General features: G+C 39.1%; 21 protein-coding genes. 20 read left to right on the plus strand and 1 reads right to left on the minus strand.

Translation table 11 applies throughout. The annotated features are described in order from the left end of the window. The first annotated feature begins 252 nt into the window (after positions 1-252). The 4 genes from ACY8DX_RS02695 to ACY8DX_RS02710 all read left to right on the plus strand — a co-directional run bounded on the left by ACY8DX_RS02695 (position 253) and on the right by ACY8DX_RS02710 (position 4,263). Positions 253-1,143, plus strand: a complete 891-nt coding sequence (locus tag ACY8DX_RS02695) for a hypothetical protein (RefSeq protein WP_439802281.1) — start codon at positions 253-255, stop codon at positions 1,141-1,143. A 1,231-nt stretch (positions 1,144-2,374) separates the two neighbouring features. Continuing rightward, the gene (locus ACY8DX_RS02700; RefSeq protein WP_462406163.1) at positions 2,375-2,935 is read left to right on the plus strand and encodes a hypothetical protein; all 561 of its coding nucleotides are present in this window, start codon (positions 2,375-2,377) and stop codon (positions 2,933-2,935) included. A gap of 12 nt (positions 2,936-2,947) precedes the next feature. Beyond that, positions 2,948-3,832 carry a hypothetical protein gene (locus ACY8DX_RS02705; RefSeq protein WP_439802683.1) on the plus strand — a complete coding sequence of 295 codons (885 nt, stop codon included), beginning with the start codon at positions 2,948-2,950 and terminating at the stop codon, positions 3,830-3,832. Beyond that, a complete protein-coding gene (locus ACY8DX_RS02710) occupies positions 3,832-4,263 on the plus strand; it encodes a hypothetical protein (protein WP_439802684.1) in 432 nt (143 codons plus the stop codon). Before ACY8DX_RS02705 ends, ACY8DX_RS02710 begins: the two co-directional genes overlap by 1 nt. Before the next feature lie 953 nt (positions 4,264-5,216). Here ACY8DX_RS02710 and ACY8DX_RS02715 read toward each other — a convergent pair. Then, entirely contained in the window at positions 5,217-5,588 is a 372-nt protein-coding gene (locus ACY8DX_RS02715; RefSeq protein WP_462406164.1) for a helix-turn-helix domain-containing protein, read from the minus strand. A gap of 441 nt (positions 5,589-6,029) precedes the next feature. On the opposite strand from ACY8DX_RS02715, the gene ACY8DX_RS02720 reads away from it, so the two are divergent. The 16 genes from ACY8DX_RS02720 to ACY8DX_RS02795 all read left to right on the plus strand — a co-directional run bounded on the left by ACY8DX_RS02720 (position 6,030) and on the right by ACY8DX_RS02795 (position 22,531). Then, positions 6,030-6,188 (plus strand): hypothetical protein, encoded by a 159-nt coding sequence (locus tag ACY8DX_RS02720; RefSeq protein ID WP_156185659.1) that lies wholly within the window; start codon positions 6,030-6,032, stop codon positions 6,186-6,188. A gap of 274 nt (positions 6,189-6,462) precedes the next feature. Then, a complete protein-coding gene (locus ACY8DX_RS02725) occupies positions 6,463-6,834 on the plus strand; it encodes a DUF956 family protein (RefSeq protein ID WP_049672219.1) in 372 nt (123 codons plus the stop codon). A 539-nt stretch (positions 6,835-7,373) separates the two neighbouring features. Further along, positions 7,374-8,345: a mannose/fructose/sorbose PTS transporter subunit IIA gene (locus tag ACY8DX_RS02730; protein WP_049672218.1), complete on the plus strand. Its 972-nt coding sequence runs from the start codon at positions 7,374-7,376 to the stop codon at positions 8,343-8,345. Positions 8,346-8,382: 37 nt separating this feature from the next. Continuing rightward, positions 8,383-9,183, plus strand: a complete 801-nt coding sequence (locus ACY8DX_RS02735; protein ID WP_331456724.1) for a PTS mannose/fructose/sorbose transporter subunit IIC — start codon at positions 8,383-8,385, stop codon at positions 9,181-9,183. A gap of 19 nt (positions 9,184-9,202) precedes the next feature. Further along, positions 9,203-10,114 carry a PTS system mannose/fructose/sorbose family transporter subunit IID gene (locus ACY8DX_RS02740; protein ID WP_049672216.1) on the plus strand — a complete coding sequence of 304 codons (912 nt, stop codon included), beginning with the start codon at positions 9,203-9,205 and terminating at the stop codon, positions 10,112-10,114. A 386-nt stretch (positions 10,115-10,500) separates the two neighbouring features. Further along, a complete protein-coding gene (locus ACY8DX_RS02745) occupies positions 10,501-11,925 on the plus strand; it encodes a TcaA 3rd/4th domain-containing protein (protein WP_049672215.1) in 1,425 nt (474 codons plus the stop codon). A gap of 38 nt (positions 11,926-11,963) precedes the next feature. Further along, positions 11,964-13,235, plus strand: a complete 1,272-nt coding sequence (locus tag ACY8DX_RS02750; protein WP_462406165.1) for a glycoside hydrolase family 3 protein — start codon at positions 11,964-11,966, stop codon at positions 13,233-13,235. 123 nt (positions 13,236-13,358) lie between these two features. After that, the gene (locus tag ACY8DX_RS02755; RefSeq protein WP_049672214.1) at positions 13,359-14,042 is read left to right on the plus strand and encodes a DNA alkylation repair protein; all 684 of its coding nucleotides are present in this window, start codon (positions 13,359-13,361) and stop codon (positions 14,040-14,042) included. A gap of 259 nt (positions 14,043-14,301) precedes the next feature. Further along, positions 14,302-15,936 (plus strand): putative polysaccharide biosynthesis protein, encoded by a 1,635-nt coding sequence (locus ACY8DX_RS02760; RefSeq protein WP_462406166.1) that lies wholly within the window; start codon positions 14,302-14,304, stop codon positions 15,934-15,936. Between the two features lie 871 nt (positions 15,937-16,807). Further along, positions 16,808-17,083 (plus strand): hypothetical protein, encoded by a 276-nt coding sequence (locus ACY8DX_RS02765; RefSeq protein ID WP_462406167.1) that lies wholly within the window; start codon positions 16,808-16,810, stop codon positions 17,081-17,083. A gap of 336 nt (positions 17,084-17,419) precedes the next feature. Continuing rightward, positions 17,420-17,716 carry a hypothetical protein gene (locus ACY8DX_RS02770; protein ID WP_049672211.1) on the plus strand — a complete coding sequence of 99 codons (297 nt, stop codon included), beginning with the start codon at positions 17,420-17,422 and terminating at the stop codon, positions 17,714-17,716. 756 nt (positions 17,717-18,472) lie between these two features. Beyond that, on the plus strand, positions 18,473-19,030 hold the full coding sequence (locus ACY8DX_RS02775; RefSeq protein ID WP_049672209.1) for a DUF4256 domain-containing protein: 558 nt from the start codon (positions 18,473-18,475) through the stop codon (positions 19,028-19,030). A 172-nt stretch (positions 19,031-19,202) separates the two neighbouring features. Further along, the gene (locus tag ACY8DX_RS02780; RefSeq protein ID WP_462406884.1) at positions 19,203-20,735 is read left to right on the plus strand and encodes a glycine betaine uptake BCCT transporter; all 1,533 of its coding nucleotides are present in this window, start codon (positions 19,203-19,205) and stop codon (positions 20,733-20,735) included. A 224-nt stretch (positions 20,736-20,959) separates the two neighbouring features. After that, entirely contained in the window at positions 20,960-21,130 is a 171-nt protein-coding gene (locus tag ACY8DX_RS02785; RefSeq protein WP_197089954.1) for a hypothetical protein, read from the plus strand. Between the two features lie 57 nt (positions 21,131-21,187). Further along, positions 21,188-22,048 carry an alpha/beta fold hydrolase gene (locus tag ACY8DX_RS02790; RefSeq protein ID WP_462406168.1) on the plus strand — a complete coding sequence of 287 codons (861 nt, stop codon included), beginning with the start codon at positions 21,188-21,190 and terminating at the stop codon, positions 22,046-22,048. A 27-nt stretch (positions 22,049-22,075) separates the two neighbouring features. Beyond that, complete coding sequence (locus ACY8DX_RS02795) at positions 22,076-22,531, plus strand: GNAT family N-acetyltransferase (protein WP_462406169.1); 456 nt, start codon at positions 22,076-22,078, stop codon at positions 22,529-22,531. Positions 22,532-22,587 lie beyond the last annotated feature (56 nt).

Genomic DNA, 22,587 nt, shown 5'->3' on the forward strand with positions numbered 1-22,587 from the left:
TTTATTTCGTGGTGTTAGCGGATGCTTTGTTTCTAGCATGTAAGTAGGAAAATTGAAGTAATCATTGTTGAGGTATTACCATGACAAATTAGTGCGAAAAATAGCACATAAGTCCATTTATCAACCCTTTCTTTTAATTAAATATTTCAAATCGCTAAACTATTTTACCACTTTCTTACAAGTATTTACAAATAAAACCATATATGTATTTTTTATGGTATACTCATTCACATAACGGAAAGGGGGAGAATCATGAATAAAAGAATAGGTATATCGATTATTCTTTTCTTAGCCATACTCTCAACTCTATATTTTGCTTTTTTTGAGAAGGGCTCGACTGAAAAGAAAGAGGAGGCTGCTCAATCAGTACAAAGAAAAGAAGAAAACAGAGTAAAAGAAGTTGAAGTGGTAACGGAAAGTGAGAAACAGAAAGCTTATATTGTTTTTGAAGGATATTATTACATGAAGACTGGTGAAGTGGTACCTGAATCAAGCTCTGTTTGGAAAAAGGTTGGAGAAGTGAAGAGGATAGGAGATTGGAAGATTAAGAAGTCTGGGGATTCAAATGAAGTACCACCGGGGCCTATTTATCAGATGGAGGGGAAAGACAAATCCCTCATCGTAGCCAAAGGTGCTTATTTTGAGGATGGAGTAAATAAAGAAGGCTATTTGTTGTTTAAAAAGGATAAAGAGGTAACTGAAACAAATCCTGATACTATTCAAAGTGCTGTTTCAGACACAGATGAACTATCCATAGCGTTTAACAACGCAAAGAAAAAATTTACTGATTTTTATGCCTTTAAGAACGATGGCCATTATACACTGCAATTGTTAAATTCCTCAGAAAATTATGATGCGATCAAGATGATTTATCTGTTACCTAAAGAAGGGGAAAACATTTTAGTATTAGAGTATAGGGATAAGATGCCTCTCGATTCTGCTTTTCATAAGAAGAGAAAACCCCCAACTGAACAGAATTCATTAGAAATTAACAGAAAAAATTGGACTATATATAAAGATGATGAGGATAATTATGTAGCAGTGACTTCATCCAACCAAACACATTATGAGGTTCAATTTGCTGGAGATGTTGAACTTTCTTTTGTAGAAGAGTCTTTAAATTTATTCGATAAAGTGAATTAACTATTAACATAAAAACCGCCTATCCTCTGAATGAGAATAAGCGGTTTTTATTATCAGTGATTATCGGATTACGCCTTTAGCTTTTAACAAAACTTCCATTTGCTTAACCGTTTCTTTGGAAGTTTCATAAGCATCCATAGCCGCAAGAGTGGTAAGGACTAATGCTTTGATTGCCGATGGTTGAATTGAAAATTCCTCCTATGCTGACTGCTTTAATAAATAACTTTTGTAAATTAGTGATGGCTTTGACTCTCTCTCCTATGTAACCATAAAATAAAGTTTTCCGATTTAGACTCGGTTTTCGGTAAAATAAAGTTTTCCGATTTCCAGGTCTTTTTCAATATCCACCCGGGTTCCATCCAATACGAATCCGGCTTTTTTCTGCACTCATTCTTCATTACCCAGCAGGGAAGTTCCCGCTCCTATTGTTTCGTAATCCGACTCAAACCCTTGTCATTACAGGAATTTCCTGTGTTTTTGTCGCAGTTATTCAAGAATTTTGAACATGGGTGAAAGAATGTTCGAAAAAACCATCATTATTACATTTGCCAATAGAAAAAAACTCTATGGAGGATTTTAGATGGCTATCAATGTTTTTAACCGGTTAAGGTATATTTTGTTAAGCCTTGATAAGCGGTAATTATAATATATTTACGGGTACCGTATGGGAGTTCAATCAATCTGTAAGAACTGGTCAGGTGATACCCAATCGCAATATGAATTTCTGCTAGGAAAACGGAATATAGAAGTAACTTATTGAGAAACGGCTCCCTCTGTGGAGCTTTTTCTCTTAATGTTTGAGATATGAAAAAAGGGAGTGTACAAGATGAAAAGAATACGGAGTCTGTTTAAGAAGAATTCCAAAAGAAAGTGCTCTATCGTCAACAAGTTGCTAAACTTCAATTCTTATACAGCAGATTAATCCCAAGGATTATAAGTTTTGGGAGAGAGAATTAGAGACTCTTAAAACATGTATATAGTTGTGGCCGGAGCAGATGGGACATATCCTCATTATAGAGATATCCTGACGAAATTCAGAAATACCCATTTGATTGCGGAAATAAAAACTGTCAAAAATCAAATGTTGTAAACTTCAGCTATTTAAGAGGAGTGCATGTAGCCGTTAGATATTCAATGAGAGACTGGTAAAAAATATTATTTTTTTAAATATTTTAAAAATTATGGAAAATAAATCCTTAATATAGTAATATTTGGGTCAAGAGTTAGACGAATGAGAGAAGAAGGGGAGAAAATGGTGAAAAATAGCAAATTAGGATTTTTTACAATTTTTAGCTTGATGGTACTATTGTTTTTAATAGGCAATATACCCGGAGCAAATGCAGCACCTATTGGAGGAGCTGATAGTTACCAATTGTTAGATAATGACCATGGTGCGAAGGGAAGTTCCAAAAATGCTATGGAAGGAACCTGGACGTATGGGAATTACGGGAATGATTACAAAGGAGATCATAGAATAGCGAAAAATAGTGGTTCCGCATATGAGTGGAGATTTACAAAAGATTCAGGGAAAAGACAGTATTACGCTTATTTACGTCACCCTGATTTCGTAAATCCATCTGCTTCTTACCTAGTTTGGACACATAGTTTAACCGACAAGCTGTCGTGGAGTAACAGCGTGGGATCCATTAATCAAAATACAGCTTATCCGGGATGGAACAAAATAGGAAGCAAGAAGGCATATGACTCAGATACGAGGTTTTTTCAGGTAATGATTATTAACGGAAGTTATAAAACTGGTGCCGATGGTGCCGAAGTAGATTTCTATAAATAAATGGGGGATACTATGAAAAAGCTAAAAATTACTATGCTGGCCGCATCCATCATTGTTGGTGGTTCAGTAATTGGATATGGATTTAGTAGCCCGAATCTATATGCAAAAGCAGATAATGAGCAGAAAAAACAGGAAAGTGTTAGTGCTAAGGATGAATTAAAACTGGGTAAAAAAGAAATCATCCAAAACAAGATGTATAACTCGATTGATAATTTTAAGAATTTAAAAGGCCGTTTTATCTATGGTAGTGATGCGATAGGTGACAAATTTGTTGTCGATTATCATATCCAAAGAGAAAAAGATGCTTTTACTCATGTGAAGACTTCCTCTTCACAAGGTGTAAGTGAACAATTATATTCAGCTAAGACGAATGAAATTACGAGAATCAATCATGCAGAAAAACTTGCTGTTAACGCCTACGTACCTAAAGCTTCAGAAGAAAACACAACAAATACAAATGAACAGAAAAACCCTCACGATAAAACCTATACGAATGAAGTCGGAGAGAAGGTTTTTGATAGAAGAGAAGATACCACACAATTAGATGGAGTAGCTGCAACTTCGATTTTCCCACAAGATATAGCTGCGTCCTTTTTAGAGGATTATAGTAAGTGGGACATTGTATCAGAAAATGAAAAAGTCAATGGTCTCCAAGCAGTGTTGATTGAAGGAACGTTGAGTGACTATTTCCAAGAAAAACATAGTGCAAAAACGTTTAAACTCTGGGTACATGCTGAAACAGGTATCTTGTTAGCGATGGAAGAAATTGATGAAAAAGGCGAAGTGAAAGAATTTATTGAAACAGAGGATATTCAACTAAGTCCAAGCCAAAGTGTAAATGTCCAAAGTGTTTCAATCCCATCTGATTACAAGAAAATTGGATTTGGTAAGAGGTAATGAACAAAAACAGTCTAACTCTCAAATTTTGTGTGTTGATTATGACAGTTGGTTTTGCAACCGGTTGTTCCCAAACCGAACTCAATAATGCTTCAAAAAGTACAGGGGTTCGGGAAGATGTCCTATCTATGGGTATCACTTTTACGAATGAAATGAAAGACAGCGTTAACAATGGAGATATGGATATTAAGGAAAAAATCGATGATCTGGCTTATGAATTAAAAGTAGTCTGTGTTGAAAAAAATGATTATAAGAACTTTTCAGACAAAGAGATGAAATTTGTTGATACATTGGGTGAAATACGCATAGCCTATGATGGAGTTGTATTTACTCGCAATCCCAAATACAATAAGAGTGAAAAGAAAAGAGAGGCAGCTCTTGATGTCTTTAATCAATTGGTTTCTACTTTTGATAGAAATTATACCAAATGAGCAGACTTTATTTGAGAAAGCGAACCTAAATAAAAACAAAAAGGTGGTAGCTATTATTATCCATAACCGTGACTTTATTTGAACTTTCTCTTGTGGAAGAGTCTCTAAAATTATTCCATAAAGTAAACTAGCCATTAATAAAGAAACCGCTTATCCTCTTGATGAGAACGAGCGGTTTTAACATCAGAGATTAATTGATTATTCCTTTTGCTTTAAACATGGCTTTTGATAAATTAGTGATGGTTGTGGATTTTTCTCCTATGTAACCATAAAATAAAGTTTTCCTAGACAAAATAAAGTTTTCCGATTTAGACTCGGTTTTCAGTAAAATAAAGTTTTCCGATTTCCGGGTCTTTTTCAATATCTAGCCGGGTTCCATCCAATACGATTCCGGGCTTTTTTCTGTGCTCATTCCTCATGATCCATTAGGGAAGTTCCCGCTCCCATTCTCTAATAATCCCGCTCAAACCCTTGCCAATAAAGGATTTCCCAATAGGTTTATCTGGTCGCTATTCGAAAGTAGACCGTAGGTCTCCCATACTTAATACCATCTCATCCTGGTGCTATTCTGGCCTTCTCAAGCCCCTTTAATATCCATCATATTCTCTCTTATGTTTCGGAAAACTTTATTTTAACTCCCAAAAAACATGAAAAAAACATGGAAAAACAGGCGAAAAAACAGTCATTTTTGAATCGGAAAATGGTCAAAATGGGGGTTCGGTACGAAAACTTTATTTTAACTCGAACGTAGGAATGCGGGTTGGAGGGGTGTGTTTTCGGAAAACTTTATTTTGGTTACACAGCGGACGTAATCCCTAAATAAACATTTCTGATTTCTTGTTTTATTTCTATGCAACGCCCATACGAGTTAGGAGAGTCATTCTCCTAACTCGTATGGGCTTTATTAGATTAAGCTTCATTGCTCTTAGCCGTTGATTATGTGTTTGAAGCATTCATTTTTCCGTTCTCATATATATTAAGAATTTTGCATAGGTAATAAGCTGTTCGGCTTCTTCTTCTGTGAGCGCATCACTTCCAAACTCTTTATGCCAGCGTTTGGCCACTCTTATCGTTCGCTCATCAGCTGAGACGAGCACTGTTCTGTCGGTTACCATGCCTGTCAAATCGTCTATACTGACCTCGAAGAACTCTGCAAATTTAACAATTAATTCAAGAGGAACTTTACGAGAACCATTTTCATAATTGACGATAGCTGTTTTACTGATCCCGAATAGTTGAGATAACTCTGCTTGTGTAAGTTTGCGAGATTTTCGTAATTCTTTGATACGAAGTCCGAATTCTTCGTAAATATTGTTTTCTGCCATAATCATTTTCCTCCACGTAACTATTCTTTCTCTAATGATACTATATGAGATCAATGCAATCACAAAAACGGACATATTCTCTTGCATGGGAAAAATGTTCTACAATTTGAAATATTTTAATTGACGTAGATAAATTATGTAAATATAATTTAATTGCGAGCGAGGTCACAAATTGAAATATTTTGATGAAAATGATTACGAAATGGATAATAGCAAATAGAGATTGTTGATAGAGCGTACATAATCGTGATATCCCATACTTATTTATTTGATCTGCCATTTCATTAATTGTTGGAATTTTCGGGTAGGTGAATTGCAAGGTTAATATTATTCAGAAATAGTTATGTCAATCTACAAAGGGTACAGTGAATGATGTGCACAGATAATGAAGGATAAAGCGCGGCTAGCGCTTCAGAGTGAATTAAAACGGGGGGTTAGATCATGACGAAAAAAGAATTTGGAGACCTTTACACCAAAGTACTGGCTAAGAAAATTTTTATGGAGACTGACGGAAGAGATCCAAAAAGGGCAGCAATATTAACTGTTTTTGGGGCCGAATTATTAAGTGAACTAGAAAATCAGTTGTTTAAGAAAGACTAAAACGTAGATACAGCTACTTCTTCTCTCTCGGTAAATATTCGTTTAAGCAAACTTGTCCATTTAATGAAAAAGGACCGTGGAAAATCTTTGCATAATCGACAGCGCTGTAATACAGAGAACGTCTAGAATCCATGTCTCAGGTAGATTTCTGCCGTGGGAATTTTGCTCCTATAGATCGTACTATGACCTAGTCCGATTGTAAAAAAGGTTTTTGCTTAAGAAAAAAATATGCGTATAATAATGAATATTAACAGAGAGAAATGGAGTATATAAAATGGTTCAATCACTCAATACGAAAGTCGATTTAGTTATTGGTGCAACCTCGCATTTGGGTCTTCCTGAATATGGTAAGATTATGATTGGAGACAAAGGATTTGAATTCTATAATGAACGGGATGCTCGTAAATATATTCAAATTCCTTGGGAAGAAGTGGATTATGTGATTGCTTCTATCATGTTTAAAGGGAAGTGGATCCCACGTTATGCCATTCAGACAAAACGGAATGGAACCTATACATTCTCTTCTAAAGATGCAAAAAAAGTCCTGCGGGCCGTTCGTGAATATGTGGATGAAAATCGTTTGATTCGATCGTTGAGTTTCTTTGATGTTGTCAAGCGGGCTATAAGTAGTGTGTTTAAAAAATGATAGGCTAACCTAAAAGACAAGTTGAGCACTTGTCTTTTATTTTTTTGTTAATAGAAAAATTATGGAAAAAACTATATAATGATAGCGTTTTCTTTTTGTTTATTATACAATGTTTATGCAAATTCATATTGCTCAATGTATAAAACGTCAAAAAATTCATCGTGAAAAACACCATAGAAAACCCTGTAGAAACCTTGGTAATATTGAATAGTCAACCGGTGGGAAAAAGTGTAAAATGTATAATAAAATTGTACTTGAAAGCGCATTATTCAGAATGGTATAATCACTATGAAGTTTTTGAAAAATAATTCTTTACTAACCATCATTACGATTTTTAAGTGTTACTGACTCGATCAGGCATGAATAAAAAGATGTGATAGATGAAGAAAAAATGGGGGAGTATATACCTACAACTTCATTTATTTAACTTTTTTCATGCTTTTTTGTTCGAAAAGTGTAATGTCTTAAGATGGTTGAAAAGCACACCATATGGAATAATTAGGTGTGTTTCGCAAAATAATTATATAGGAGGTAGAAAGATGGTAGGGATTATCATTGCTAGTCATGGCGAATTCGCTAGCGGTATCTTGCAATCTGGAGAGATGATCTTTGGAGCACAAGAAAATGTAAAAGCTGTTACATTGATGCCTAGCGAAGGACCAGATGACGTAAAGGCAAAAATGAAAGAAGCAATCGCATCTTTCGATAACCAAGAAGAAGTATTATTCTTAGTCGATCTTTGGGGTGGTACTCCTTTCAACCAAGCCAACAGCTTGTTTGAAGATCACAAAGACAAATGGGCAATTGTTGCCGGCATGAACTTGCCAATGTTGATTGAAGCATTTGCATCTCGTTTCTCAATGAACACTGCGCATGAAATTGCCGCGCATATTCTCGGTTCTGCTAAAGAAGGGGTTAAAGTTAGACCTGAAGCTTTAGAACCAGAAGAAGCAGCAGCTCCTGCAGCGCAGCAAGCAGTTTCAACAGGAGCACCTGGTAAATTCGAATATGTGTTAGCACGTATTGACTCTCGTTTACTTCACGGCCAAGTCGCAACTGGCTGGACAAAAGCTACACAGCCTACACGTATCATCGTTGTATCTGATACTGTTGCTAAGGATGACCTTCGTAAGAAATTAATCCAACAAGCTGCACCACCTGGTGTTAAGGCACACGTTGTCCCTGTCAATAAAATGATTGAGCTTGCAAAAGACGATCAACACTTCGGCGGTCAGCGAGCACTTCTTCTATTTGAAAACCCGCAGGATGCACTTAGAGCTGTTGAAGGCGGCGTACCTTTAGATACAATCAATGTCGGCTCAATGGCACACTCACCTGGTAAAGTTCAACCAAATAAAGTTTTGGCATTCAGTCAAGATGATATTGATACTTTTAAGAAATTAAAAGATCGCGGTTTGAAATTCGATGTCCGTAAAGTTCCGAATGATTCAAAAGGAAATATGGACGAAATTATCAAGAAGGCTCAAGAAGAGTTGAATAAACAACACTAATCAGCAGTAAATAAGGGAGGATGAAATCATCATGGATTTGACTATTATTCAAATAATATTAGTCGTTTTCGTAGCATTTTTAGCTGGTGTTGAAGGTATTCTCGATGAATTCCATTTCCATCAGCCAATCATTGCATGTACGCTAATCGGCTTGGTTACAGGAGAACTCATTCCTTGTCTTATCTTAGGCGGTACACTTCAAATGATCGCTTTAGGTTGGGCAAATATCGGAGCTGCCGTAGCACCAGATGCTGCGTTGGCATCAGTTGCATCTGCTATTATTCTTGTTTTAAGCGGACAAGGTCAAGCCGGTATTTCTTCTGCAATCGCGATTGCTGTACCACTTGCAGTTGCAGGTTTGCTATTAACAATTATCGTTCGTACTATTGCGACAGCATTTGTACACTTTATGGATGCTGCAGCTCAAGAAGGTAACATTAAAGTAGTTGAATTTTGGCACGTCGCTGCGATCTGCTTGCAAGGTTTGCGTATTGCAATCCCAGCTGCATTGATTCTAGCAGTTGGTGCGGCTCCAGTTAGAAGCATGCTTGAATCTATGCCTGCATGGTTGACAGATGGTTTGGCAATCGGCGGTGGCATGGTTGTAGCCGTTGGTTATGCGATGGTTATTAACATGATGGCAACGAAAGAAGTATGGCCATTCTTTGCAATTGGTTTCGTATTAGCGACTGTTTCACAAATCACACTTATCGGATTGGGTGCTATCGGTGTCGCTCTTGCACTCATCTATTTAGCTCTTTCCAAACAAGGCGGTTCAGGTAATGGCGGAGGCGGTAATACCGGAGATCCATTAGGCGCCATTATTGATGATTACTAAGAAGGAGGAGGACAGAAAAATGGAAGAAAAATTGACATTATCAAAACGAGATCGTATTTCTGTTTGGTGGCGTTCAACGTTCATCCAAGGTTCTTGGAACTATGAACGTATGCAAAATGGCGGATGGACATTTGCCATGATCCCAGCTATCAAAAGATTATATAAAACAAAAGAAGATCGTTCTGCAGCACTAAAACGTCACTTAGAGTTCTTTAATACTCACCCATATGTAGCTTCACCAATCCTCGGTGTTACTTTAGCACTTGAAGAAGAGCGTGCAAACGGTGCGCCGGTTGATGATGTAGCAATCCAAGGGGTTAAGGTCGGTATGATGGGACCTCTAGCTGGTATCGGTGACCCAGTATTCTGGTTCACAGTTAAGCCAATCCTTGGTGCGTTAGCGGCTTCCCTTGCAATGACTGGTAATATTCTTGGACCAATTCTTTACTTCGTATTATGGAATCTTATCCGTATGGGATTCATGTGGTATACACAGGAATTTGGCTACAAAGCTGGTTCCAAAATCACAGACGATTTGTCTGGCGGATTGCTTCGTGATATTACAAAAGGTGCTTCGATACTCGGTATGTTCATACTTGGTGCGTTAGTTAACAGATGGGTATCCATCACATTCACACCAATTGTTTCTTCCGTTCAACTGGATGAAGGTGCCTATATCGATTGGGATAAACTCCCTGCTGGATCAGAAGGCATCAAAACAGCGCTTGAACAACAAGCATCTGGTCTTTCATTAACTGATATGAAAGTAACGACTTTACAAGACAACTTAGATAGCTTAATTCCTGGCTTATCTGCATTGTTATTGACACTTCTTTGCATGTGGCTGCTTAACAAAAAAGTATCTCCAATTGTGATGATTCTTGGATTGTTCGTAGTCGGTGTTGTATTCCATGTATTGAACATCATGTAATAAATAAGATTTTTTACAGCTTTTATTGGTATTATAACTGTAGAAAACAAATAGAAAAGCACCTCCTGAAATGAGAATTTTGGGAGGTGCTTTTTTTTATGCGTTTGGGTAACAGATAGTGCTGATAATAGAAGCTACAGATGGCTGTAAGGAATGGGGAAAAGTAATAAATGACAAAATGGCATTGTTTAATCTGATACGGATTTCGTTCAGTCGAAATCCGTTTTGTTTCATTTTTCCTAGCCTATTTTTAAAGTACCCGAGTGAAAAAAGAAGGGAGAAGTAAATAGATGAATAAATTAAATTATACTAAAATAATTTAATATTTGGAATTTAACCTGTATAATTTAAACTACCAGATCTTATACAGCAAGGAAGTGTTAACGATGAATTACTGCAAGAACTGTGGAAACAAGCTCAAGGAGGGTGCCAAATTCTGTGCAAAATGTGGAAGGCCGATTGGTGAACAGACTGAATCCAAATCACGCTCTGGGAAGAAAGAGACTGATGGAAGTCATGAATCAAAGCCATTAAATGAAGGGTCGGCAAAGAGAAGGAAAAAACCAATCATAACCATTATCGCTCTTTTGGCTCTTCTTCTTTTAGGCGGTGGTTATTATTATCTTAAAAACATATATTTATCTCCAGATAAAGTGGTAGAAGGTTTTGCCGCAGCTGTTGAAGGCAAACAAACGAATAAGGTACGAGCTTATATTAATGATGGACAAAGGGAAATGAAAGCAACTGCAGAACAAACTGAGGCGTTCATTACCTATCTTAATGATAATCCTAAAATTTATTCGGAATTATATGAGGATTTAGAAACCGAGGCTAATTATTATAAGGAAGATTTCCATTCTTATGAGGCTGGAGTTGACATGAATAATCTGGCTAATGTAAAGCTGGGCGGGAAAAAATGGGGAATCTTTGATCATTATGTGATTGAGGTACAGCCATGTTATGTGAATATTACCTCCGACTATAACAAAACAGAGATACAAATAGATGGTCAAAAGGCCGGTACAGTCAGTGATGAGGCGGAAGAATTGTTTGGCCCGTATCTTCCTGGAGAGCATACCATTAAGGCTGTGGCAGAAGGGGGTTATGGGAAGGTCACACAAAGTGACAAATTTGATGTTTCTTCACTCGAGGACCGCACGGCATCCAGCCAGTTTTCTTGGGATGATTATTTCTTGAGCATTTATACAAATGAAGACGAGGCCGTATTGTTTGTGAATGGGAAAAGTACGAAAAAGAAATTGAAGGAGATAGATGAAATTGGCCCGCTGCCGATGGATGGATCTGTCAAACTGCATGCTGAATGGAAGATTGGAAAAGAAACATTAAAATCAGATACGGTGACCGTTAAAGAGGGAATGTATAGTGCAGACTTCCTTTTTGATGATGTGGATACATATGATACGGAGGTTTCTTCCGAGGAGGATGAAGACAGCATTGATGAAAGGCTTATACAAGAAGTGATATACACCCATTATCAACATATTACAGATAATCATTTCGAAGCAGCCTATAATTTATTCTCTTCAGAGAAAAGAAGCAGTCTATCCTTAAGTGACTGGTCAAAAGGATTGGAGAATAATCAATCTGATGTCGTCAATTCTGTTAGTGTTAAGGAGATTAATGGTTCAAAGGCTAAAGCTCATATTGTCATGACTTCTTATGATGATCATAAAGGCAATACCACATTAGTTCAGCAATGGGAGGGGGATTGGCACTTAGTTAAGGAAAATGGAAGCTGGTATCTTGATAAAGCTAAATTAACTAAGATAAGTTCCAAGACAGAATCATGAGGCATGGCAGGAGAAAAAAATGGCTGCTGTCTATCTTGTTGTTTATTGGTGTAGGAGTTGTTTTAGCAGCGGGCGGCCTCTTTACCTATTATAAGGATTTTGCGAAGGAGGATACACACTCAGCGCATAGGGCTGAATCTAATCATCACTCCTCTAAAGAGGGAGTCCATTTAAACGCTGATCATCAAAACAGTAGTACAAAAATTGAACCGGTCACCTACTATCAGGATGCTGATTCTGTTGAAGAGAAGGTGAGGCGTGTGCTGGAATCGATGACCCTTGAAGAAAAAATTGGTCAGATGCTGGTGGTCGGCTTTCAATCCACTGAATCAGATGAGCATATTGAACGGATGATTCGTGATTACCATGCAGGCGGTGTAATCTTGTTTGATCGCAATATGGAGAACCCATCTCAAGTGGCCAAATTGACCAATCAATTACAGAAGATAGCCTATTCATCCTCTCTTCAAATTCCTTTAACCTTTAGTGTGGACCAAGAGGGCGGGGCAATTATAAGAATGAAGGAATATTTCTCCTCACTGCCTTCCCAGCAGGCACTTGGAGAGAAAGGCGATAAAAAGGCCATCAGCAAGCTCGCCGTCAGGACAGGCCAACAGCTGGCAGCAATGGGATTTACGATTAATTTTGCGCCAGTCCTTGATTTGTCTGATACGGACAGCCGTTCATTTGGAACAGATCCGCTTCTGACCGGGGAGTATGGCAGTGAGGTGATATCCGGTTTAGTCGCGGGCGGCGTAACCGCTACGGTAAAACATTTTCCGGGTAATGGACGCAGTAATGTCGATCCGCATGAGGATACATCTGCCGTCGATGCTGACCAATTGGATTTGGAGAATAACGATATCTATCCATTTAAAAAGGTGATTCAAGAACTGAATCATGATGATTTCTTCGTGATGGTAACGCATATCAAATACCCAGCCTATGATAAAGAACACCCAGCCAGCATTTCCCCTGTTATTATGCAGGATCTGCTTCGTGACCAATTAGGCTATACGGGGATTGTTGTAACCGATGACTTGGAAATGGGGGCAGTCAATAAATACTTTACCTATGAGGATCTAGGCTGCCAGGCAGTCTCGGCGGGAGCGGATATGTTGCTCGTGTGCCATACAGAAGAGAGCCAAAAGCAAGTGTTCAACGGTATCTTAGAGGGTGTTCAATCTGGAGAAATACCGATATCAAGAGTTGATGAGGCGGTTGAACGTATTCTGTCATATAAATATCAGCATATTACCACGATTGAGGCAGATGAAGAAGAGGCTGCTAAAATAGTCGGTGATAAATAAACGGTTTTTAAGCAGGGAAGACGCATCTCGTATGTGTTTTCCCTTTCGTATGAACGGGGATGAAGCCTGTTATACTTACATTAATAGGTTCTTTATAAAGATGGTGAATTGGAGGGATTTCACATGGATCAAGAAAATGGACGCTCTCATGAAAAATACGAACATTTGCGGCAGATTTTTGAGTTGCATAAAGATGAGGCAAAAGCCGAATCCATGGCCGCCTATATGAAAAATCACTTCTCCTTCTATGGAATCGGTGCGGTGAAGAGAAAGGAAATGACAAAGGAAATCATTAAACAGGAAAAAGCGAAGAAAGAAATTGATTGGTCCTTCTTAAATAGGTGTTATGCAGATAATCACAGAGAAATGCAATACTTTGTCCTTGATTACTTACATGCGCTCGCAAAATATATTCACATCAGTGATCTTAACTCTTTGATTGCTTATGCGAAGGAGAAGCAATGGTGGGATACCATTGATGGGCTCGATAAGCTTATTGGCAATATTGATTTTCCTTGTGAAGAGATTGATGATTTGATGCTGCGGTGGTCGACAGATGAAGATATATGGCTAAGGAGGATTGCGATTGACCATCAGAATGGAAGGAAAGAGAACACGAATGTTCAGTTGTTAGAGACAATCATCCTAAACAATCTCGGACAGAAAGAATTTTTTATCAATAAGGCGATTGGGTGGAGTCTGAGGGAGTACTCGAAGGTCAATCCCGATTGGGTCAGAGGATTTATGGAGACGCATAAGGATCAAATGGCTCCCTTGAGTGTTAGGGAAGGCAGTAAATATATTTAATCGTGAAGGTCTTTCACCGGCTCGTTAGCTGGTTGAAAGGCCTTTTTTCTCCTGACTGATTAAGCCAAAAAAGAGATAAAGGAGGAGACCGCTTGAAAAAGTAGTAGCCTTACGAGTAAGCTTGGCCCATCTAAAAATAATGATAAAAGATTACTCTGTTTAGGTGTTTCCGGAGAAACGTCATAATCTTCAGAACCTGTTTGCCTAAAATATGGTATTGTGTATTAGTAATCATATAACAAGGAAAGAGTTGGGTTCTATGTCTAATAAGCTCATTCAGGGAGCTTTCATCTTAACGGTTGGTTCGGTGCTGTCAAAGATCCTTGGGCTTTTGTATGTAATTCCGTTTGGGAGGCTGATTGGGGAGGCTGGGACGGGGTTGTATACCTTTTCGTATGTTCCTTATTCAATCTTTATCAGCATTTCAACTGCCGGCATCCCGATGGCTTTGTCTAAGAGTATAGCTAAATACAATTCATTGGAAGCGTATGCAGTTAGCCATCAATTGTTCAAGGTCAGTGTGAAATTAATGCTGGTTACGGGTTTCCTCGCTTTTGCAGCCATGTATACTTTGGCACCAGTCCTGGCCAGTGTCGGCAGCTATGGTGGAAAAGGCTATGCTGAAGAAGATATCACAACCGTCATGAGGGCGGTCAGCTTTGCACTCCTAATCATTCCGTGTATGAGCATTTTCAGGGGATATTTCCAAGGACATTCTGATATGAAACCAACGGCTATTTCACAGGTCATCGAGCAAATTGTTCGAATCGGCTTCTTGCTGGCAGGCGCTTATGTGGTTATCAAAGTACTGAACGGGAGCATCGTAACAGCAGTCAGTGCCGCTACCTTTGCTGCAGCAGCTGGGGCTGTCGGCGGATCGTTGATACTATGGTGGTATTGGAGAAGGGATGCGAAGCTCCGTAAAGAACGGTTGGAAAAAGATCGGGGAGAGCATCAGATTCGTACCATACAGTTATTCAAGGAAATCCTATTAAGCTCCTTCCCCTTCGTAATGGTAGGAATCTCGATGTCCATGTTCCAGCTGGTTGATAATCTAACGTTTACGAGGGCAATGATATCCATTGGTTATGATCAAAATATCATCAAGTCGGCCTTTGGAATCTTAAATTTCAATACGCAGAAGCTTGTTCTGATTCCGAACACAATGGCCACCTCGCTGTCGATTGCCTTGATTCCAGCTATAACGAGCGCCTATATGAAGAGGAATTCAAGTGTCTTCCAAAATCAATTGACCCAGTCATTCCAAGTGTTGTTCTTCTTCATGATTCCTGCAGTGATGGGAATGTCCGTGTTGGCAAGTCCGCTTTATACAGCCTTTTATACCTTCAATGAGCTTGGAGGAGAGATACTGGCCATCTATGCACCGGCTGCTATCTTATTCGCCTTGTTCTCAGTGACCGCTGCCGTACTGCAAGGAACAAATTATCAAAAGTATACCGTGCTGAGTCTATTGACAGGCTTCTTATGTAAGCTAGCCTTTAATATCCCGCTCATCCAGCTGTTTGAGACGAAGGGAGCGGTCTATGCCACGACCCTCGGTTATTTGGTGACCTGCCTGATGAACCTCTATTGCATTCATTATTTCACCGGCTATCGCTATCTCCTGCTAATGAAGCGAATCTTATCTATATTCCTGCTTTCTGGCATCATGTGCGGAATTGTCCTAGCCCTTAAAAGCATCTTAGGCACAGTAATTCATTCGCAAGACAGTTTTGGATCCATCATCATAGTGCTGCTTTGCACATTGGCAGGTGTGGGTATTTATGGGTATTTAACCTATCGGACAGGTCTCTTAACGACCATTTTTGACGGGAAGTTGCAAGGGATTATGAGGAGGCTTCAATTATTGAAACGCAGATTTTTATCGGTGTAAACAAATGACGGCAACGCTTTCGTTATTCAACGAATGAGGGTGGTTTGTTGAAATGTACGGGGAAGTAAATCTTGGAGAGTGATTGTAATGAACGTCTCTATAAAAATAAACTGCAATTCAATGGATGGTATAAAGGTAAAGGTACGTTTTCTGAAACAATCACAAGACTGCTGATATGAATTGCCCTTATAGTATTGTTTTTACCTCCGATTTTCCGTTTTCTTGAACATGAAAAGCTTCTAATGCTAAAAGCATGGCTGGCAGCGGAAGAAGGATTTAAGCATATAGAAGAATAACTCAAAAAGAAGCAATGTTAATGTTCGTCAAAGGAGATGAATCATCACACAGGGAGCAGGAGTGATATCGATGTACCCTAACAAGCAAGATAAAAATCAAAAGTTAAGGAAAGTGCAAGGTCTATATAGAAAAAGGAAAAACAAAGGTCGAATAGAGAATGAGGAAAATAGGAGCTGGACGGTATTTATGAATATTTGTTACTGGGCTTTATTTCTTTATATCGTATATAGTTTATTATTTGATATTGGCATACAGCTCCCATCATACTTTGACGAATAAATTTTATTTTATTAGAAGGTATACAGTAGGAGGCATTCATTCAAAAAGGATGAATGTCCTTTTATGTTGAGCGTCCTCCTGGAGTAAGGAAGCTTAATGAAGTAGCATAGACCATCAATTATCGAATATTTATGATAGAAAGCGCTTTGCATGAGCACTCAATAGCAGGGAGAGGGAGGCTGTTATTATTTTAAAAAGAAAACTATTAACGGCTATTCTAAGTAGTTTACTATTTACACTGATTCTTTCAACACCTGATTGGCTTGAAGGGGATCTTTTTTTCAATTTGTATTATTTGAACTTAATGTTTGCTATTACCTACGGAGTTATTGTTTCTATCTTTAGTGATTGGTTTAGTAGGAAACCTTCTAAAAGAGCATATATTCGCGAAATCATTTCTTTCATAATTCATTGCTGTGGAGGAGTGCTGTTCCTTTTTCCAGGTCTTGTTTCTGCTATCTTATTCTTTATTGTGGATCGTTTATTAAAAAAGGTGAAGATTGGATGGCTGACCGTCATTATTGCATCACTAATGGTTGTGCTAGTGTTTGTCATTTTGATTAATAAGTAGCTTAGCTGTTAGAGTTCCAGCGGTGATGCCGGGTCTTAATAAGAAGATAATGATTCAGAGTATACATTAGTAAGGCACATCAAAGCGAATCCTTTCGTATTAGAAGAGCCATCGTTGAAATCTCTTTCTTTTTTGAATGATCATTTTCCAGGTTGAATTTTCAGTATTAGAATCAATCCTCTCTATATAAAGAGGAAGAAGGTCCATTTGATGGAGCATAAGGGAATCGTTTTAATCTAAATTGGTAAAATAGTCAGGAAGAGTTGCAAAGTAAAGCCGATTTAAGATTACTGGTATCACGAAGGTTAATCAGACAGGAGAAAGGAAGATATCGCAATGACTAAAGCAGGGAGAGGCAGGTGTGAACTTTGTTTAAGGGATGATGTGGAGCGTACCATTCACCATTTAACTCCGAGAGAATTTGGGGGAGGCCCTGAAGATACATCACAACTGTGTATTCCTTGCCATAAACAGCTTCACGCCCTTTATTCAAATTCGGAATTGGCTATAAGGCTTAATACAATTGAAAGATTACAGGATGACCCTGAAATGAAAAAATATCTAAATTGGATAAAAAAGCAGCCGGCAGGTAAATTGCCACGTATAAAAAAATCCAGCTATAGGGGACATTAATCCGAGAAGGATTAATGTCTTTTATTGTTGACATCCTGATAATGCGAAGGACAGGTCAGCTGAAAATTCAATGTGGTATAATATGGATAATGTTTTTTTCTGTAAGGGGAATATATGAACGATAGTAAGAAAACTAAACTTTACTTTGCAGGTTTCTTTGTAGCATATCCTATACTGCTCATTATTAGCTCTTTCTTATGGAGAGCATTTATTCTAGATAAAGACATTGGAGTAGTAGCGACTGAGGCATTCTCGATAGTAGGCATATACTATTTGATTATTAGTATACTCTCTGCATTAGTCTATTTGAGAAATATAAAGTTGTCCTAGTAATAGTACAAAGGATTACCTATGTGCTGTATTAGAGGGCGTTCATCCGCCACGGGGCGGGATTGTTACCTAACATGAAGAGTAAACGATAAAAAATCCGGAATATTAAGTAAATAAGGGCGATTACTTAGGTTAATGTAATCAATCGTTCTCAAAACAAGATTTTGAAAGGAAGATATCACATTGTTAGAAGTAAAAAAAGTGTTTAACTGTATGATAGAAACAGAAAGATTAGTAATAAGGCCTAAGCATTCCTTAACAAAAAAGCGGATTAGCGAAAAAAATGAATATCGTGTTTTGTTCCAATGTAGAAGTTCATTAAGGTATGCAGGTTTTGTAAAAGCTTGAATGTAGACATTTGGTCTCTTCAATAAATCGATGGATCTTCATAATTATTTTGTGAATGAATAATGAATTGGAGGGGTAATGATGAGAACCCTATCACCAGAACAAGAGCAAACACTGCTCACCACCCTGCAAGACCGTTTTGAGAAAAATAGACAGCGCCATCCAAATATTGAATGGACACAGATTCAGGAGAAATTGGAGGCCAATCCCGAAAAGCTGTGGTCTCTATATCAAATGGAAGAGACTGGCGGAGAGCCGGATGTAGTGGAGGAAGGTCATCTAGCAGGCGAGTATGTCTTTTATGATTGTTCAGCGGAAAGTCCTAAAGGACGGAGAAGCGTGTGCTATGACCGCGAAGCACTGGAGGCAAGGAAGAAGAATAAACCGAAAACGAGTGCGATGGATATGGCTGCCGATATGGGGATTGAGATTTTAACGGAGGAACAGTACCGGAATCTGCAGAAGTTTGGTGAATTTGATCTAAAGACCTCCAGCTGGGTGCAAACGCCTGCTGCGATTCGTACTCTTGGCGGAGCCATTTTTTGTGACCGACGCTATGACATGGTGTTTATGTATCATAATGGCGCAGATTCATATTATGCTGCCAGAGGCTTTCGCGGCTTGCTGCGGGTCTGATCAACTAACCCTGATTTCACTTTGGAAATCAGGGTCTTTTTTTGTTCCAAATAGGATGGAATCTGATGAAAAGGTTACTATTTACAAAATATTGGGTATGGATAGCATATGAGCTTTTTCCTGCTGATGGAATAAAAGGGGGTTATTAGTTTTTGATAGAAAGGAACATATGATGAAGAAAGTATCGAACGTATTTTGGATTACTGTTGCGATTGTGTTAGCGGCTGTGGTGTTTGGGGTTGCGGCACCAGCAAGCTTTGAGGAAGCTACGGCAAATCTGCAATCTTTTCTCACCACGTCATTCGGTTGGTATTATTTAATTTTAGTGACGATTATCGTCATTTTTTGCGTGTTTCTCATTTTTAGTCCTGTTGGGACGATTCGGCTTGGCAAGGCAGATGATAGACCGGAGTTTTCAAATGCCTCCTGGTTTGCCATGCTCTTTAGTGCCGGCATGGGGATTGGCCTTGTGTTTTGGGGGGCAGCTGAGCCGCTCTCCCATTTCATGACTCCGCCGCTTGCGGATGGGGGAACTCCTGAAGCGCATAAGGAAGCGATGCGCTATACATTCTTCCACTGGGGAATCCATGCATGGGGAATCTATGCAATCATCGCGCTTGCCTTAGCGTATTTTCAATTTCGAAAAAATGAGCCTGGCTTGATATCGGCGACTTTAAAACCTGTGCTAGGTAAAAGGATGGATGGCCCTCTAGGAACCATCGTAGATGTATTGGCTGTTTTTGCGACAGTCATCGGAGTGGCGACCACTTTAGGCTTCGGAGCGGCACAAATAAACGGCGGGTTATCTTTCATGTTTGGCATTCCGAATAGCTTTGGCGTTCAAGCCATCATTATTGCTATCGTAACGGTGCTGTTTATCCTCTCGGCTTGGTCTGGATTAGGGAAGGGCATCAAATATTTGAGCAATGCGAATATGGTATTAGCCAGCCTGCTCTTTCTATTAATGTTCATTGTTGGACCAGCTATTCTCACCTTAAATATGTTTACGGATACACTCGGAGGATATATCCAGAATATCGTTCAAATGAGCTTCCGGATTGCCCCTCTTAATGAGGAGCACCGCTCATGGATTAATGGATGGACAATTTTTTATTGGGCATGGTGGATCTCATGGTCACCCTTCGTTGGGATATTCATCGCACGCGTATCTAAGGGCCGAACCATCCGTCAATTCATGATTGGGGTCTTATTGCTGCCGGCTTTAGTCAGCTTCTTATGGTTCTCTGTTTTTGGCACCTCAGCTATTGAGGTACAAAATGCGGGGAATGTCGATTTAACCAACTTTGCCACAGAAGAGGTCTTGTTTGCGGTGTTAAGTGAATTCCCATGGTCGACAATTCTCTCTATCATTGTGATTATCCTTGTGTCGACCTTTTTCATCACATCTGCGGATTCTGCCACCTTTGTATTGGGTATGCAGACGACCTATGGTTCACTCACACCGGCAAATACGGTGAAAGTAGTTTGGGGCATCGCTCAATCTGCCATCGCCTTGATTCTCTTATATAGCGGTGGATTGCAGGCCCTGCAAAATTCCTTAATTGCAGCTGCTTTCCCATTTTCGCTCATCATTGTGTTAATGATGATATCACTCTACCGATCGCTGTCCCAGGAGAAAAAGGAGCTGGGCTTATACTTTAAACCGAAGCGGCAGGAGGAAGGCGCAAAAGAGGAGCGGGCTTGATGCCCCTCTTTTTTTGCGTTGGCCGTTCCTCTATGATTCTCCCTTTCAGAAAGGTACAGAGGAAGAAAGTTAAACTATGTCGAATATAGTAAAGAAGGAGAATACATGGAATTCATAGACTTTCTGTAGGAAATGGTGAGTTATTTAAGGGAGAGATTAATATAAATCCATTGATTTAAGCTAGTAATCTAGTTGAAAAGGACAGATGAAGGGATATGTGGAAAATGAACAATGCTTTATACATATTGTACGCCATCGTATTGGGAGTCGTATCGATTGTGACCGGTGAGATTGTAACCTTTATCATGCTGGGATTCATACTTTTAAGCTTGAATAATATTCATAAGATTCTTGTGAAGCTTTATCTTCAGAATGAGCGGAATAATAGGGGGTAGGAAAAGAGGAGAGAATGAGAGAGATATTTAAGAATTTCTTTTAAAGGACTGTTAGATATGTGGGAGCAAAAATATATTGAAACGCCAAGAGGTCGCTTTGAACTATTTACATGCGGGAAGGGAGAACCTCTATGTGTCACGCATTTATACAGTGAATTCAATGAACGCGGCTATTATTTTGCGGATGCCTTTGCAGAAAGCTTCAAGGTATATTTGGTTAATTTAAAGGAAGCAGGCCATTCATGTAAGGTCAATCATAATGCCGAATTAAGCATGTCTGAGGCCGCCAACGATTTAGAGGCAATCAGGGAAGCAGTTGGATTGAAGCAATGGGCATTTGCCGGACATTCGACCGGCGGTATGCTCGGTTTGGTTTATGCCATCCTCTTTCCGGGTTCTCTTTCTAAGCTGATGACAGGGGGGGCAGCAGCCAGAAGAGGATATATGGAGCATGGAGGAAGCATGTATTGTCCAAGCAGTCCGCTAAATAAAAGATTGATAGAGATTTTTACAATATTGAAATCTCCAGATGCTGCGATAGAGGAGAAAAGGGCAGCCAGTCGGGATTGGAGCGATATGTCTCTTTATGATCCATCGAAGCGGGATGAATATTTCAGCAAGCCATCAAGCGGCAAGGTTGTGCAAAAAAGATTGGAGTATTTCTCTTTTCGGGAATTGCCGTATTTTGATTTGCTTGGGGAACTCTCGAATATTGTTACACCAACCATCGTGTATGGCGGAAGGCATGATGCGCAGTGTCCCTTTGTATTTTCGAAAGAAATATATGAAGGCATTAGAAATGCTAAACTATTTGTATTTGAAGAAAGCAATCATATGCCTTATTTAGAGGAAAAGGATAAGTTCGCAAAAGTGGTCGAATATTTTCGTTCAACACCGTATTGTTTAGGTGATCAATAGAGGAATTAACAAGTAGGGGGCAGCAAAATGATTGAATTCAAGCCAATCGACCGAACCAATTATAATGAGTGTATAGATCTAAAAGTAACCGAGGCGCAAAAGAACTTTGTCGCGCCCAATTTATTTTCCCTCGTCCAGGCAGCGTATGAACCGGATTTCTATCCATTAGGTATTTATGAGGAAGGGAAAATGGTCGGGTTTATTTTGTATGATTTTGATTATGAGTTAAATGGCTGGTCCATGAGCCGTTTCATGGTTGGTGAGGAATATCAGAGCAAAGGGATTGGGAAGGCGGCTTTGAAGGCTTTCATCGATTTCTTCATCCATAAGCATGGCCGCCTGCCGCTCTATACGAGTGCAGAGGTGGACAATTCTGTTGCGATTGCCTTGTATGAGAAAGGCGGCTTCGAGAAGCAGGAAGTGTTCGAATACGAATCAGGTGGCAGGACGTACAGGGAAATTCGAATGATAGCACAACTATAAGCAGGATAAAGAAGGGGGGCACTCTGTCAGCAAGACCTATTTAACAGAGCGCCCCT

It is taken from the genome of Gracilibacillus sp. Marseille-QA3620 (assembly GCF_054950035.1).